The 15,202-nt window shown below is 61.1% G+C and carries 13 protein-coding genes; 11 read left to right on the forward strand and 2 right to left on the reverse strand.

Going from position 1 to position 15,202, the window contains the following annotated elements:
* The first annotated feature begins 106 nt into the window (after window positions 1–106).
* From AC3RCG_RS03370 to AC3RCG_RS03390, 5 genes are all read left to right on the forward strand, one after another.
* Window positions 107–835, forward strand: a complete 729-nt coding sequence (locus AC3RCG_RS03370; RefSeq protein ID WP_034753223.1) for a response regulator — start codon at window positions 107–109, stop codon at window positions 833–835.
* Window positions 832–2,190 (forward strand): ATP-binding protein, encoded by a 1,359-nt coding sequence (locus AC3RCG_RS03375; protein ID WP_070292329.1) that lies wholly within the window; start codon window positions 832–834, stop codon window positions 2,188–2,190. The genes AC3RCG_RS03370 and AC3RCG_RS03375 overlap by 4 nt, the downstream gene beginning before the upstream one ends.
* Before the next feature lie 87 nt (window positions 2,191–2,277).
* On the forward strand, window positions 2,278–3,450 hold the full coding sequence (locus AC3RCG_RS03380) for an efflux RND transporter periplasmic adaptor subunit (protein WP_070221701.1): 1,173 nt from the start codon (window positions 2,278–2,280) through the stop codon (window positions 3,448–3,450).
* Window positions 3,447–6,557: an efflux RND transporter permease subunit gene (locus tag AC3RCG_RS03385; protein WP_070292331.1), complete on the forward strand. Its 3,111-nt coding sequence runs from the start codon at window positions 3,447–3,449 to the stop codon at window positions 6,555–6,557. Before AC3RCG_RS03380 ends, AC3RCG_RS03385 begins: the two co-directional genes overlap by 4 nt.
* A 318-nt stretch (window positions 6,558–6,875) precedes the next feature.
* Window positions 6,876–7,724, forward strand: coding sequence for a hypothetical protein (locus AC3RCG_RS03390; RefSeq protein WP_086139055.1), 849 nt, complete (start codon window positions 6,876–6,878; stop codon window positions 7,722–7,724).
* Between the two features lie 76 nt (window positions 7,725–7,800).
* Here the strand turns inward: AC3RCG_RS03390 and yihA are convergent, their stop codons facing one another.
* A complete protein-coding gene (gene yihA, locus AC3RCG_RS03395; RefSeq protein ID WP_070221698.1) occupies window positions 7,801–8,538 on the reverse strand; it encodes a ribosome biogenesis GTP-binding protein YihA/YsxC in 738 nt (245 codons plus the stop codon).
* A gap of 186 nt (window positions 8,539–8,724) precedes the next feature.
* Between yihA and AC3RCG_RS03400 the strand changes: the two genes are divergently transcribed.
* The 5 genes from AC3RCG_RS03400 to msrQ all read left to right on the forward strand — a co-directional run bounded on the left by AC3RCG_RS03400 (window position 8,725) and on the right by msrQ (window position 14,619).
* On the forward strand, window positions 8,725–9,396 hold the full coding sequence (locus AC3RCG_RS03400) for a c-type cytochrome (protein WP_070221697.1): 672 nt from the start codon (window positions 8,725–8,727) through the stop codon (window positions 9,394–9,396).
* Between the two features lie 185 nt (window positions 9,397–9,581).
* Window positions 9,582–11,678 carry a cytochrome c biogenesis protein ResB gene (locus AC3RCG_RS03405; RefSeq protein WP_492405540.1) on the forward strand — a complete coding sequence of 699 codons (2,097 nt, stop codon included), beginning with the start codon at window positions 9,582–9,584 and terminating at the stop codon, window positions 11,676–11,678.
* A gap of 64 nt (window positions 11,679–11,742) precedes the next feature.
* Window positions 11,743–12,894, forward strand: coding sequence for a c-type cytochrome biogenesis protein CcsB (gene ccsB / locus AC3RCG_RS03410; RefSeq protein ID WP_492405571.1), 1,152 nt, complete (start codon window positions 11,743–11,745; stop codon window positions 12,892–12,894).
* An 84-nt stretch (window positions 12,895–12,978) separates the two neighbouring features.
* The gene (msrP, locus tag AC3RCG_RS03415; protein ID WP_070221694.1) at window positions 12,979–13,956 is read left to right on the forward strand and encodes a protein-methionine-sulfoxide reductase catalytic subunit MsrP; all 978 of its coding nucleotides are present in this window, start codon (window positions 12,979–12,981) and stop codon (window positions 13,954–13,956) included.
* A 9-nt stretch (window positions 13,957–13,965) separates the two neighbouring features.
* Window positions 13,966–14,619, forward strand: a complete 654-nt coding sequence (gene msrQ / locus AC3RCG_RS03420) for a protein-methionine-sulfoxide reductase heme-binding subunit MsrQ (protein WP_070312498.1) — start codon at window positions 13,966–13,968, stop codon at window positions 14,617–14,619.
* On the opposite strand, the gene lptM is transcribed toward msrQ, so the two are convergent.
* Window positions 14,616–14,798, reverse strand: coding sequence for an LPS translocon maturation chaperone LptM (lptM, locus tag AC3RCG_RS03425; RefSeq protein WP_070221692.1), 183 nt, complete (start codon window positions 14,796–14,798; stop codon window positions 14,616–14,618). The genes msrQ and lptM overlap by 4 nt on opposite strands.
* A gap of 40 nt (window positions 14,799–14,838) precedes the next feature.
* Here lptM and cyaY point away from each other — a divergent pair, with 40 nt between their 5' ends.
* A complete protein-coding gene (gene cyaY / locus AC3RCG_RS03430) occupies window positions 14,839–15,168 on the forward strand; it encodes an iron donor protein CyaY (RefSeq protein ID WP_070312499.1) in 330 nt (109 codons plus the stop codon).
* The last annotated feature ends 34 nt before the right edge of the window (window positions 15,169–15,202 follow it).

Consider the following 15,202-nt stretch of genomic DNA (forward strand, 5'->3'; position numbering starts at 1 on the left):
GTCCGCTGCCAGACAGTTTGTATCTATATGTTTCTTCGGGTCTTCTATATACAAGACGATACAAATGCGTTGTGCAAGGGCGGGGGAAGTGGGGATAATTCGTACCATGGAACCCACTTCTACAATTCTCATCGTCGACGACGACCGCGATATCCGCAGCTTGCTGGCGGACTACCTGGAAACGAACGCCTACCGCACCCTGGGCGCGGCGGATGGCACGGCCATGTGGAAAATCCTCGATGAAACGCGGCCCGATTTGATCGTGCTCGACTTGAACCTGCCCGGCGACGACGGCCTGACCCTGTGCCGCAAGCTGCGCGCGCAATCGACGGTGCCGGTGATCATGTTGACGGCGCGCAATGAGCCGCTGGACCGTATCCTGGGCCTGGAGATGGGCGCCGACGATTACTTGCCGAAACCGTTCGAGCCGCGCGAATTGCTGGCGCGCATACGCAGTGTCTTGCGCCGCAGCCATGCCATGCCGTCGAACGTCCCGTCGGACAAGGCGCAGCAAATCCGCTTTTCCGGCTGGACCCTCGACTTGACGGCGCGCCACCTGCTCAATCCCAGCGGCCTGGTGATCATGCTGTCGGGCGCGGAATTTCGCTTGCTGCGCGTGTTCCTCGAGCACCCGAACCGCGTGCTCAACCGCGACCAGCTGCTGAACCTGACGCAGGGCCGCGACGCAGACCCGTTCGACCGCTCGATCGATATCCAGATCAGCCGCCTGCGGCAAAAGCTCGGTGAAGATGCCCGCTTGCCGCAAATCATCAAGACCGTGCGCAACGGCGGCTACGTGCTGGCCGGCCAGGTCAATGTGGAGCCGCACGCGTGAAGGCCTTTCTGGGATCGATGACGGGCCGTGTCTTCATGTTTTTGCTGATCGGCATCGTCGCTTCGGCCGCGCTGACGCAGTGGCTGGCCGTGGGCGAACGCCAGCGCGCCATCGAGCAATACCGCGACTACCACGCCGTCGAGCGGGCCGAGCAGCTGGTGATGGCGGCCGACGTGGTGCCGCTGGCCTCGCGCGCCGCGTACCTGAAGGTGGCCAACAAGGGCAGCGTACGCCTGGAATTGCGTCCCGACGTCGAGCATGTGCCGGGCAAGCCGACGGAATTTTCCTCCGCCCTGCAAGCCAAATTGGGCGAAGGCTTCAAGGTCAGCGCGCTGGCCGAACGCCCGGAAGCCTGTGTCAAGCCGCGCCAGTCGCCGGGCATGTTTTCCGCCAAGCCATGGGGCGGTACCTGCGAAAACCTCGACGTGCGCATGCAGGATGGCCACGTGTTGCGCCTGATGGTCTTGCCGCCGCGCCAGCAGCCGCCGTTCAATGAACATAACGACTGGATGACCCTGCTGCCTTTCCTCATCAGCATCGCCATCCTCGCCTACCTGGTCACGCGCATGACCATGCGCCCGCTCAAGCAACTGGCGCAGGCGGCGAAAGACCTCGGTAACGACATCAACCATCCGCCGCTGACCCTGTCGGGCGCCAGCGAGATCCGCCAGGCCAGCGCAGCCTTCAATGCCATGCAGGCGCGTATCCGTCAGCATATTTCCCAGCGTACACAGATGCTCGCTGCCATCACGCACGACTTGCAGACGCCGCTGACGCGCTTGCGCCTGCGCCTGGAAAAAGTGGCCGATACGGAATTGTATGACCGCCTGGTGGGCGACCTGTCGGCCATGCAGAGCATGGTCAAGGAAGGGCTGGACCTGGCCCGTTCGATGGATAGCACGGAAGCGATGCAGGCGCTCGATCTCGATTCGCTGTTGGATAGCGTTTGCTCCGACGCGGCCGATGCGGGCCAGAATGTGACCCTGGCCGGGCAGGCCGGCATGGCCTTGATGGCGCGCCCGATCGCCATGCGGCGCTGCCTGGTGAACCTGATCGACAATGCCGTCAAATATGGCCAGTACGCGCAGGTGACCGTCGAGCGCATCGCCGGCGCGGCGCGCATCCGCATCCGCGATGGCGGGCCGGGGATTGCGCCAGATCAGCTGGCCAAGGTGTTCGAACCGTTTTATCGCATCGAGACCTCGCGTTCGCGCGAATCGGGCGGTACGGGCCTGGGCCTGACCATCGCGCGCAATATCGCCGAGCAGCACGGCGCCACGGTTTTGCTGGCCAATCACGTCGACGGTGGACTGGAAGTCACCCTCATCGTGCCAGAGTATTACGCAGGAAAGTGAGCATTTCCGTGCGACAATATTGTGCTTTAGGCTCCCTGGCACCTACATTCAACCTGCAGCCCCGCGCTGCGACAGCATGACAGAACAATGAAAAAGACTAGTCTGGCAATCCTCGTGGGTGCGGCCCTGTGTATCGGTGGCGGCATCTGGTATTTCAATCATCAGCCGGGCAAAACGGCCGCCGGGCAGGATGGCAAAGGGGGCAAGGGAGGACAGGCGCCGACGACGGTGAGCGTGGTCGCGCCGGTGCGCCAGGATGTGCCGATGCTGCTGCAAGCCAATGGCAGCGTGACGCCGATCAGCAGCGTCGACTTGCATCCGCAGACGACCAGCACGATTACCAAGGTGCACATCCGCGAAGGCCAGTTCGTCAAGCAGGGCGAGCTGATGTTTACGCTGGATGCGCGCAGCGAGCATGCGAACGTCGACAAGGCGCAGGCGCAGGTCTTGCGCGACCGCGCCTCGGTAGCCGATCTCGAACGCCAGCTCAAGCGCAACCAGGATTTGTTGAGCAAGAATTTCATCGCCCAGGGCGCCGTGGACACGCTGCAAAGCCAGCTCGACGCGGCACGCGCCTTGCTGGCCGCCGACCAGGCCGCCTTGCGCGCCGCCCAGGTCGACTCCAGCTACACCGTCCTGCGCGCGCCGCAGGCGGGCCGGGTGGGCGCCATCAATGTCTACGCGGGCAGCCTGGTGCAGCCGGCCACGTCGCTCACCAGCATCACCCAGCTCGACCCGATCGACGTGGTCTTCACCTTGCCGGAAAGCAGCCTGTCGGGCTTGCTGGCGGCGCAAAAGGCGGGTGAGGTACCCGTCACGGCCCTGTTGTCGGACGCGGGCGGCAAGCAGCTCGATGGCAAACTGAACTTTATCGACAATGCCGTCGACCCCGCTACGGGCGTCATCAAGGTCAAGGCGCGCTTCAACAATGGCGGCACCGACCTGTGGCCTGGCCAGTACGTGAATACGCAGCTGACCGTGCGCACGCTCAAGGATGCGCTGGTGATCCCGCAAAACGCCATCATCACGAGTACCGCCGGCACCTTCGTGTACTCGATGGAGGCGGACAACACGGCCAAGATGCGCAAGATTACCCGCGTGTATGCATTCGGACCGAGCGCCGTCGTCACCGGCCTGGCGGGCGATGAAAAAGTCATCGTCGACGGCAAGCAGAACTTGCGCCCGGGTAGCAAGGTGCGCCTGGCGGAAAAACACAAGGCTGCCGACGGCGCCGCCGCAGCGCAGGGCAAGCCAGCATGAACCTGTCCGAACTGAGCATCCGCCGCCCCGTCATGGTGGTGTTGCTGTCCCTCTCCATCATCCTGGCCGGCGTGCTGGCCTATCTGCAAATTCCCGTGGCGGCCTTGCCGAGCTACAACACGCCCGTCATCAACGTCAGCGCCGACCTGGCCGGCGCCAGCCCGGAAACCATGGCCTCGTCGGTGGCTTTGCCGCTGGAAAAACAGTTTTCCACCATTTCCGGCCTCAGTCTGATCACGTCCACGAGCACGCTGGGCAATACCTCGCTGACCCTGGAATTTGACGCCAGCATCAATGTCAACGAGGCGGCCGTCGACGTGCAGGCGGCCCTGCTGCGCGCACAGCGACAGTTGCCGACGGAAATGACGGATTTGCCGTCTTACCGCAAGGTCAATCCGGCCGATGCGCCGGTGCTGTTCATCCAGATGACGTCGCCCTCGCTGAACTTGTCGGATCTCAATGATTATGCGGAAAACCTGATCGCGCCCAGCCTGTCGACCCTGCCTGGCGTCGCCCAGGTCATCGTCAATGGCCAGAAACGCTTCGCCGTGCGCGTGCGCGCCCGTGCCGACCTGATGAATGCGCGCAACCTGACGATGGACGAGCTGGCTGTTGCTTTGCGCACCTCGAACACGAATTCCCCGCTGGGCATCCTTGACGGTCCGAGCCAGACCCTGACTATCCAGGGTAATCCACAAATGATGAAGGCGGCTGATTTTGCCGAACTGATCATCGCCAGCCGCAACGGCCAGCCCGTGCGCCTGAAAGACGTGGCCGAGGTGGAAGACAGCTTTCAATCGATCAAGTCCGTCGGCAGTTTCAACGGCGAGCGCTCGATCAGCCTGATGGTGCAGCGCCAGCCGGACGCCAACACCGTGCAAGTGGTCGACGGCGTGCGCCGTTTGCTGCCGGGCTTCAAGGAGCAATTGCCGCAGTCGATACAAATCAGCCTGGTCAACGACCGTTCGCTGTCGATCCGCGAAGCCATCCACGACGTCAATCTGACCCTGGCGCTGACGGTGGTGCTGGTGGTGCTGGTGATCTTTTTGTTCCTGCACCGCGCGGCCGCGACCTTCATTCCGGCCGTCACCATGCCGATCTCGCTGCTCGGTGCGCTGGCCCTGCTGTACTGGCTCGGCTACAGCCTCGACAACGTGTCCCTGCTGGGCATTACCCTGGCCGTGGGTCTCGTCGTCGACGATGCCATCGTGGTGCTGGAAAACATCGTGCGCCATATCGAGATGGGCAAGAAACCGATACGCGCGGCCCTGGAAGGGGCGAAAGAGATGGGCTTTACCATCATCTCGATTTCCGTCTCGCTGGTGGCCGTGTTCATCCCCATTTTCTTCATGCCGGGCGTGATCGGCTTGCTGTTCCACGAGTTCGCCGTCGTCGTCTCGCTGGCCGTGCTGGTGTCCGCCGTCGTGTCGCTGACCCTGGTGCCGATGCTGGCCAGCCGCTTCCTGCCGGCCGACTCGCGCGAGCACAATGACAGCGACCCCAGTCATGGCGAGAAAACCTTTATCGGCCGCCATTTCGAAGCCGGTTTCACGAAATTGCGCAACGGCTATGTGCATCTGCTCGACAAGGCTCTGGCGCACCGCAATGTGGTGCTGTTCGTTGCCGTGTGCACCTTTGCGCTGACGGTGCTGCTGTACGCGACCATTCCCAAAGGTTTCTTCCCCGAAGAAGACCTGGGCCAGATCCAGGTGAATACGGAAGCGTCGGAAGATATTTCGTCCGCGGCATTGCAGGACTTGCAAGCCCGCGTGGCGGCCGTGCTCAAGGCGGACCCAAGCGTGCAGGACGTGACGTCGTTCGTCGGCGGCGGCAACACGGGCCGCATGTTCATGGTCTTGAAACCGCGCAGCGAGCGCCCGAAAATGCCCGTGGTGCTGGAAAACCTGCGCCGCGCGGCGGGCACCGTGCCCGGCATGGCCGTGTATTTCCGGCCCGTGCAAAACTTGCAGCTGGGCGGGCGCCAGAGCAAGAGCCGCTACCAGTACACCTTGCAAAGCGTCAGTCCCGACGCCCTGAATGACTGGGCGGAAAAGTTCATTGCAGGCATGCGCACCGATCCCGCCTTCCGCGACGTCACCAGCGATTCGCAGATCAAGGGCTTGCAGGCATCGCTCCGGATCGACCGCGACAAGGCCAACCTGCTGGGCGTGCAGATGTCCGATATCCGCACGGCACTGTACAGCGCCTTTGGCGAGCGGCAAGTGTCGACCATCTATTCGTCGGCGGCCAGCTATTACGTGATCCTGGAAGCGGCCACGGCGGACCGCCAGTATGACGATGCGCTCACGCGCGTGTCCGTGCGCAGCAAGTCGGGCGAACTGGTGAAATTGTCGAGCATTGCCTACGTGGAACGCACGATCGGCCCCACCTCCGTCAACCACCAGGGGCAGCTGCAAGCCGTCACCATCGCCTTCAACCTGGCGCCGGACGTGCCGCTGGGGATCGCCACGGGCAAGATCGACGCAATGGCCAAGGACATGAGCTTGCCGGCCTCCATCATCACGCGCTACGGCGGCGACGCGGCCGTGTTCCAGAGCTCGCAATCGAGTCAGATCATCCTCATCATTGCCGCGCTGGGCGTGATCTATGTGCTGCTCGGCGTGCTGTATGAAAGCTATATCCACCCGCTCACCATCCTGGCCGGCTTGCCGTCGGCGGCCGTGGGCGCGCTGTTGACCTTGCGCCTGTTCGGCATGGACCTGACCATGATCGCCATCATCGGCATTTTGATGCTGATCGGTATCGTCAAGAAAAACGCCATCATGATGATCGACTTCGCCCTGCATGCGCAGCGCAACGAAGGGCTGGCGCCGGCAGAGGCCATCCGCCAGGCCTGCATCCTGCGTTTTCGTCCCATCATGATGACGACGGCGGCGGCCCTGATGGGCGCCTTGCCGATCGCTCTGGGCCTGGGCGCCGGCGCCGAGCTGCGCCAGCCGCTTGGGCTGGCCGTGGTCGGTGGCTTGTTGTTTTCACAAGTGATTACCCTGTTCATCACCCCCGTCATCTATTTATTCCTGGACAAGTACAGCGGCACGGGGCCGATGACGGACGAGCAACTGGTGGCGCTCGACAACAAGGCTTGAGCGCATGCGTGACTGATGACCCGTGACCGGCGCCCCATTTCTGCGTGAATGGGGCGCCGGTTTTGTATGGGCAGTGATACATACGGTAACAACCGTCAAGGGATGGCTCGGGTACTCTGGTCAGCGCTGCAAGGAATGTCGCTATCCTGTACGCTTCGGGTTGGAAAGGCCGAGGAAGTGTTCCCAAAAGCAAGGGACTCTGGCACTATGGCTGCCCTGTAATGTTATTTCTTCGCTACACAGAAAGCACGATTCATTTTGCATGACACGACCCATTTGTTGGCTGCCGATTCCGATGTTTGCCCCACCTGCGGGCAAGTGATCCAGCCACCTCCGGCCTACGGGTCCAAGACCAGCACCACGCGCAAGGTTGCGCTCGGCGTGTCGGTCTTGCTGCACGTGCTGCTGGCGGCCTATGTTCTGTTGCGCAGCGACACCATCGAAAAGATTCCGCCGCCGAAGAAGGAAAGCGCGATGGTCTACATCGCGCCGCTGAAGGACAAGCCGCAACCGAAGCCGCAGCCCAAGCCCACACCCAAGCCGAAGGACACGAAAGTGGCCAAGGTGAAACCGCCGCCGGCCCCGAGCAAGCGCGTGGTCACAAAAGACGTGCCGCGCGATAAACCGAAACTGGAAACCTACACGCCGCCGCTGGTGTCGAAAGTGCCGTTGCCGCCGCCGCCCGCTGAAGACATGAGTTCGATGATCGAGCAGCGCCGCAAGCAGCGCGAGGCGCAGAACCCCGCGCCGCCGGCCGAAGAAAGCGAAAACGACCGTGCCATGCGTGTTGCCAAGGCGAATATCGCCGGCGCGCAGGGACGCAATTCCGGCAGCGACCGCGAGGATTCGGGCGGCGTGTTTTCCATCGTCAACCAGACCTCGTTCAGTGCCGAAGTCAAGTTCAAGGGCTGGAACGGCAACTTCAAGCGCAACTGGCTGAAGCAGGAAAAAGTGGAATTGGGCAATGAGCCCGATATCGAAACGGCCATCATCAAGAAGATGATCCAGCTGATCCGTGCCGAAAAGCCCGGCGATTTCGTCTGGGAATCGCGGCGCCTGGGGCGTAACGTCAACCTCAGCGCCCGCGTGGAAGACACGGCCGAGTTGACTGCCTTCCTGCGCCAGGAATTCTTTTCCGAGAAGCGGCCAGGACCGGGACGGCGCTAGGCGCGCGGCGCCCGCGCAAGAAAAAAGGCTGCACCGTGTGAACGGGCAGCCTTTTTTTACGCAGCGTTGATGTCGATCAAGCCGGCTTGTCGGATTCCGGCTCGACGTCGTCTTCCATGTCGATCAGGTCGACCATCTGGGCCGCGCCATCTTCGCTGATGCCGGCCAGTTCCATGATCTTGTCGTTGGCTTCGTCGATGCCGACTCTTTTCAGGGCCGAGAACAGTTGCACGGTGAACGGGAAGCCGACGCCGTCTTCGTCCACATAGCTGTCGAGCTTGGCTTTCGCCTGGCGCAAGGCATTCACGGATTCATTGCGGTTCAGCTTATCGACTTTCGTCAGGATGCAGTGAATCGGTTTACCCGTCGGGGCGAACCATTCCAGCATCTGGATGTCCAGGTCGGTGAACGGGCGGCGCGAATCCATGATCAGGATCAAACCGGCCAATTGTTCGCGGCGCTGCACGTAGTCGCCCAGCAGGCGCTGCCAGTGCAATTTCGCCGAGCCCGATACTTCCGCGTAGCCGTAGCCCGGCAAGTCGACCAGCAGGCATTCGATCTCTTCGACGATGGTGGCATCCTTGCGGTGCTGCGCCACGTGGGCGCCGCCGATGGAGAAGTAGTTGATGTGCTGGGTACGGCCAGGTGTCTTGGAGGCGAACGCCAAGCCTTTCTGATTACACAAGATGTTGATGGCGGTCGATTTACCGGCATTGGAGCGGCCGGCAAAGGCGATTTCCGGCACCGTGGTATCGGGCAGGTCACGCAATTGGTTGACGGTCGTAAAGAAGCGGGCTTGCCAGAGTTTTGACATGGGAGTAGTAAAGCAACAAAAGGGAGCGATAAGGGAGCGATAACGCCAAGAAGCTATTGTACAATAAGGGGTTGTTTATTGTTGCCGGCGTAGCAGCGATGCGGCTTGCGGCCCTGAAAATAAAGCAAAAATCCACAGGGCGCGGCAATGTCCACCACTAATTTCTCACTGTCTCAGGGTGCCTGAATGAATCGTGCGTTTTCACCGTTGTTCAAATCCATGCTGCTCGCTTTGCTGGCTGTATCGGCAACTGCCTCCGCGGTCGAAGCACCAAAACCGGCCGTCAAGGCCGACGCTGCCAAGGGCGCTACCCTGTACGCCGATGGCGATGCGGCGCGCGGCTTGCCTGCCTGCGTCTCCTGCCATGGCGCGGCCGGCAATTCGACCATCACGGTCAATCCGAAGCTGGCCGGCCAGCACGAAAGCTATATCTACAAGCAACTGGTCGACTTCACCACGCCGGAACGCAACCAGCCCGTCATGACGACGTACGCGAAGATGCTCAGCGACGCCGACAAGAAGAATATCGCCGCCTACCTGGGCGCGCAGCTGTCCAAGCCGGGTGCCGCGAAAAACAAGGATACGATTGATTTGGGCAAGAAAATCTACCGTGGTGGCATTGCCTCCAAGCAAGTTGCCGCCTGCGCCAGCTGTCATGGTGCGACGGGCAATGGCATTCCCGTCCAGTATCCGCGCATCGCCGGCCAGCACCAGGATTACACGGTGGCCCAGCTGACGATGTTCCGCAGCACCAAGGCCGATGCCCGCAAGAACAGCGCGCAAATGCACACCATCGCCGCCCGCATGTCGGATGACGAAATCGCCGCCGTGGCCGACTATATCGCCGGCCTGAAGTAAGTTTTCATAGTGGCAAGAGATTGCCAGGCGCAGCAGCGCGCGTGAACAAGGGCGGCCGTTTCCACAGGCTGCCCTTTTTCATGGCAGGGGCCAAACAGGAGTATGCTGCCGCCTTGCGCGGAGAAACACTCTGCTCCATGCCTACATTTCCTTGAAGATTGCATATCCCGTATGAGTATCCACGTATGAGCACTGGCACGACCGGAATCGAGTTAAAGACCCAACGCCGCAGCCTGGCTGAATTCGTCGAGCTGGTCTCGTCGATGCGCTTTGCCATCAGCTTGCTGACCTTGATCGCCGTCGCCTCCATCATCGGCACCGTGCTCAAGCAAAACGAGCCCATGCCCAATTATGTCAACCAGTTCGGGCCGTTCTGGTTTGCCGTCTTCGACAAGCTGAGCCTGTATTCCGTGTATTCGGCCTGGTGGTTCCTCGTCATCATGGGTTTTCTGGTCGCCTCGACCTCGCTGTGCATCGTGCGCAATGCGCCGAAGATGCTCAAGGACATGCGCAGCTGGCGCGAAAACGTGCGCGAGCAATCGCTGCGCAATTTCCACCACAAGCTGGAATGGCAGGCGCCGCTGCCGCGCGCCGTGCTGGCGCAGCAGATGGTGATGCGCCTGAAAGACGCCGGCTACGGGGCCAAGGTGGTCGAGAAGGACAACGCCACCCTGGTGGCGGCCAAGCGGGGTGCGGCGAATAAATGGGGCTATATCTTTGCCCATGGCGCCATCGTCATCATCTGCGTGGGCGGCTTGCTCGATTCGGAAATGCCGATCCGCGTACAGCAATGGTTCTTTGGCAAGACGCCGTTTTCCGGCAGTGGCGTGATCGCCGACATTCCCGCCCAGCACCGTCTGAGCCTGTCGAATCCTACTTTCCGCGGCAACACCATGATCCCGGAAGGCTCGTCGAGCAACACGGCCATCATTCCCCAGGCCGATGGCGTGCTGATCCAGGATCTGCCCATCACCATCCTGCTGAAGAAATTCCACATCGATTTCTACAGCACGGGCATGCCCAAGCTGTTCGCCAGCGATGTCGTCATCACCGACCATGCAACGGGCGAGACGTTCCCTGCAACCATCAAGGTCAACCAGCCGCTTCTGTACAAGGGCCTGGCCCTGTACCAGTCCAGCTTTGAGGATGGCGGCAGCAAGCTCAAGTTGACCGGTTTTCCCATGACGGGCAAGACGACGAAACGCTTCGATATCGGCGGCGAAGTGGGCGGCAGCACGCCGCTCGAGCGCAGCGACGGCAATTCCTACACGGTGGAATGGTCGGGTTTCCGTCCGTTTAACGTGGAAAACCTCAGCGCGGGCCAGGACGTGCGCGCCGTCAACAAGGCGGAAAGTTTCAATGATAAATTCGCCGTCGGCCTCGATAAGCGCCTCGGATCGGCCGCGAAAAACGCCAACAACAAGGATCTCAAGAACGTGGGGCCGTCGGTGCAATACAAATTGCGCGACAAGACGGGACAGGCGCGCGAGTACCAGAACTATATGCAGCCCGTCACGGTCGATGGCACGACGGTGTTCCTGGCCGGCATGCGCGTCAACCCCAGCGACCCGTTCAGCTATCTGCGCATTCCCGCCGACGACAATGTCAGCGTGAATGAGTGGATGCGTTTGCGTGCCGCGCTGCAAGATCCAGCGCTGCGCCAGCAGGCCGCCGCCCGCTATGCGGCGCGCGCCATGCCGCAGGCGAACGCGGAAGCCTTGCGCGGCCAGTTGCAGGAATCGGCGGCGAAAAGCCTGGGCATTTTTGCCGGCAACGGGCAAGAGGGCGGTTTCCTCGCCATTTCTCGTTTCCTGGAGAAAATTCCTGCCGCCGAGCAAGAAAAAGCGGCCGATATCTTCATGAAAATCCTCAATGGCAGCCTGTGGGACTTGTGGCAGGCGGCACGCGCCCAGGATGGCTTGAAAGCCGTCGAGGCCGATGACAAGCACGGCCGCTTCCTGCAGCTGGCCACGAATGCGCTGTCCGACAGCTTCTTCTATGGCGCGCCCGTGTACCTGCAGCTTGACGACTTTACGGAAATCAAGGCCTCCGTGCTGCAGGTGACGCGTTCGCCGGGCAAGAGCGTGGTCTACCTCGGTTGCCTGTTCCTCGTGATCGGCGTATTTTCCATGTTTTATATCCGCGAGCGCCGCCTGTGGGTGTGGATCAAGGATGGCGAGGGCGGCAGCGAGGCCCTGATGGCCATGAGCACGCAACGCAAGACGCTGGATTTTGAAAAAGAATTTGAGAACTTGAAGGCAAAGCTGCCGCAATCGGCGTAAGCTGCGCTGAGTTGGATTGGCTGAGTTTCGGGACGCTTGCGCGTCGCCGGGAATGGAGAAAATGATGGAATTGGCAAACAAGCAAATATATACGCAGGAAGCAGGATTTTTCAAGCGCCTGAGCCTGATCGATTGGCTGTACGGCGCCGGCTTGCTGGCGGCTTCACTGTTCGGCCTGATGCGCTTTGGCGCCTTCATGGATATCTATGAAAAGGCCATCCTGCTGGCCGCGGCACCCACGTTCGCGTGGCTGGGCTGGTACTGGAAGCCCGTGCGCTGGCTGATCCCGCTGGCGGCCGTGCTGTCGCTGTTCGCCATCGAACTGTATAGCGGCCACCTGGAGATGGCGAACCAGAAATTTTTCCTGAAATACATCTTGTCGAGCCAATCGGCCATCCTGTGGATGGGCACCCTGTTCGTGCTGTCGACCCTGTTCTACTGGATCGGCCTGGTGGCGCGTTCGGAATTCGGTTCGTCCGTCGGCTCCCTGCTGTGCTGGGCCGGCGTGGTGCTGGGTCTGACGGGCATGCTGGTGCGCTGGTACGAGTCTTACCTGATCGGCGCCGACGTGGGCCACATTCCCGTGTCGAACCTGTATGAAGTGTTCATCCTGTTTTCCCTGATCACGGCCATGTTCTACCTGTATTACGAGCAGCATTATGCGACGCGCCAGCTGGGCGCCTTCGTCATGCTCGTCATTTCGGCGGCCGTCGTGTTCCTGATGTGGTACACGGTCACGCGCGACGCGGCGGAAATCCAGCCGCTGGTGCCGGCCTTGCAAAGCTGGTGGATGAAGATCCACGTACCGGCCAACTTCATCGGCTACGGCACGTTTGCCCTGTCGGCCATGGTGGCGGCGGCCTACCTGCTCAAGTCGAGCGGCTACCTGGTCGACCGCCTGCCGTCGCTGGAAGTGCTCGACGACGTCATGTACAAGGCCATTTCCGTCGGCTTCGCTTTCTTCACGGTAGCGACCATCCTGGGCGCCCTGTGGGCGGCCGAAGCGTGGGGCGGCTACTGGTCGTGGGACCCGAAGGAAACGTGGGCGCTGATCGTCTGGCTCAACTATGCAGCCTGGCTGCACATGCGATTGATGACGGGCTTGCGCGGCCGCGTCGCCTCGTTGTGGGCGCTGGTGGGCTTGCTGGTGACCACGTTTGCCTTCCTGGGCGTGAATATGTTCCTTTCAGGTCTGCACTCTTACGGCAAGCTGTAATTCATTTTTGCATGACAGAAGCGTCATGAACGGCCCGGAAAAACTGGTGTAAGGTATATCCAATCACCTTTTTCCGGAGCCGCCATGTTGATCAAGCGCAGTCCCAACGGCATTGAGTTGCCGTACTCTTCCGAAATCACGCCGCGCGCCGTGTTTGAATCGCGCCGCAGCTTCATCAAGCAAGTGGCGCTGGGCTCGATGTCCAGCGCGGCCTTGCTGGAAATGGCCAGCCGCGAAGCCTTCGCGCAAGGCACGAATCCCAAGCTGGCAGCCAAACTCAATCCCGCCTATTCGGCGCTGGACAAGCAGACGGCCTATAAAGACGCCACCAGCTACAACAATTTCTACGAATTCGGCACAGACAAGAGCGACCCTGCGCAAAACGCGGGCACCCTGCGCACGCGGCCGTGGACGGTCAGCATCGAAGGCGAAGTGAAAAAGCCGATGACGCTGGACCTCGATGCGTTGCTCAAGCTGGCGCCGCTGGAAGAGCGCGTCTACCGGCTGCGCTGCGTGGAAGGCTGGTCGATGGTGATCCCGTGGGTCGGTTATTCCTTTTCGGAAATCATCAAGAAGGTCGAGCCGACGGGCAATGCCAAGTACGTGGAATTCATCACCCTGGCCGACAAGAAGCAGATGCCGGGCGTGGGCAGCCGCGTACTGCAGTGGCCCTATACGGAAGGCTTGCGCATCGACGAAGCGAACCATCCGCTGGCGCTGCTGACCCTGGGCATGTACGGCGAAACCTTGCCGAACCAGAACGGCGCGCCCGTGCGCATGGTCTTGCCGTGGAAATATGGCTTTAAATCGGCCAAATCCATCGTCAAGATCCGTTTCGTCAAGGAACAGCCGCGCACGTCCTGGAATCTGTCGGCGCCGTCCGAATACGGTTTTTATTCGAACGTGAACCCGAACGTCGATCATCCGCGCTGGTCGCAGGCGTCCGAGCGGCGCATCGGCGAAGACGGTTTTCTCGCGCGCAAGCGCAAGACCCTGATGTTCAACGGCTACAACGATGTCGCTTCCTTGTACGCGGGCATGGATCTGAAGAAGTTCTTTTAAGGAAAGACCATGGCCCTCAATCCCTCGACCAGGCAGTTGTCGCTGCTGAAAAGCCTGATCTTTTTGCTGGCGCTGCTGCCGTTCGCACGCATGGTCTGGCTGACGTACACGGGGCAACTGGTGGAGCCGCTGGAATTCATCACGCGCGGCACGGGCGACTGGACCCTGTATTTCCTGTGCATCAGCCTGGCGGTGACGCCCTTGCGGCGCCTCACCCAATGGAATTGGCTGATCAAGCTGCGGCGCATGCTGGGCCTGTTTGCGTTTTTCTACGCGGCGCTGCACTTCACCACGTTTTTATGGTTCGATCACTTTTTCGATCTGCAGGAAATGTGGAAGGATGTGCTCAAGCGGCCGTTCATCACGGTGGGCTTTATTGCCTTTGTGTTGCTGATTCCGCTGGCCGTGACGAGCACGAACGGCATGGTCAAGCGCCTGGGCGGCAAGCGCTGGCAGTGGCTGCACCGGTTGATCTATGTGATCGCGCCGCTCGGCATCCTGCACTTCTGGTGGATGAAGGCGGGCAAGCACAATTTCGCGCAACCGATCCTGTTCGGCTCTATCGTCGCGCTACTGCTGTTAATCCGCGTGGTTTTTGCCTGGAATAAGCGTGTCAAAACTGCCAGGGCGGCGCATGCCGCCGCCCCGGTGCGCTCCGTTTAGGTCGCCGGCACGATGACGGGCGGCGGCGGCACGGGGGCCGGTTCGACGGGGCCTTTGGCCGGTGCGCCCTTGGCCGCTGGCGGCTTGGGCAGATACAGGGGGCCGGGCTGGCCGCAGCCGGCCAGGACGCTAGAAACCACAATGGCGATGCCGATATAAAACGCTGAGGATGACTTCACGATTAGAATCACGGTTTGATTAAGATCTTTGGAGTGTAGCATGAGCGAATCGGAATTCCTGGCCCTGGCCGAAGCCACCCTGACCCAGATCGAGGCGGCACTGGACCGGCTGAACGATGAAGACGTGCTCGACGTCGAATGCAGCCGCAGCGGCAATGTGCTGGAAATCGAATTCATCGACAACGGCACGAAAATCATCGTCAACAGCCAGGCTCCCATGCGCGAAATGTGGGTGGCCGCCCGTTCCGGCGGTTTTCATTACAAGCGCGTGGGCGACGAGTGGATCAACACGCGCGACGGCTCGGAACTGTTTACGGCCTTGTCCGGCATGGCCAGCGAGCAGGCGGGCGCACCGGTGGTATTGAAGTAATTGTTTTAGCCGCGCGCAATAAAAAGGGCAGCCT

Source organism: Janthinobacterium sp. GW823-FHT01H08, assembly GCF_058797855.1.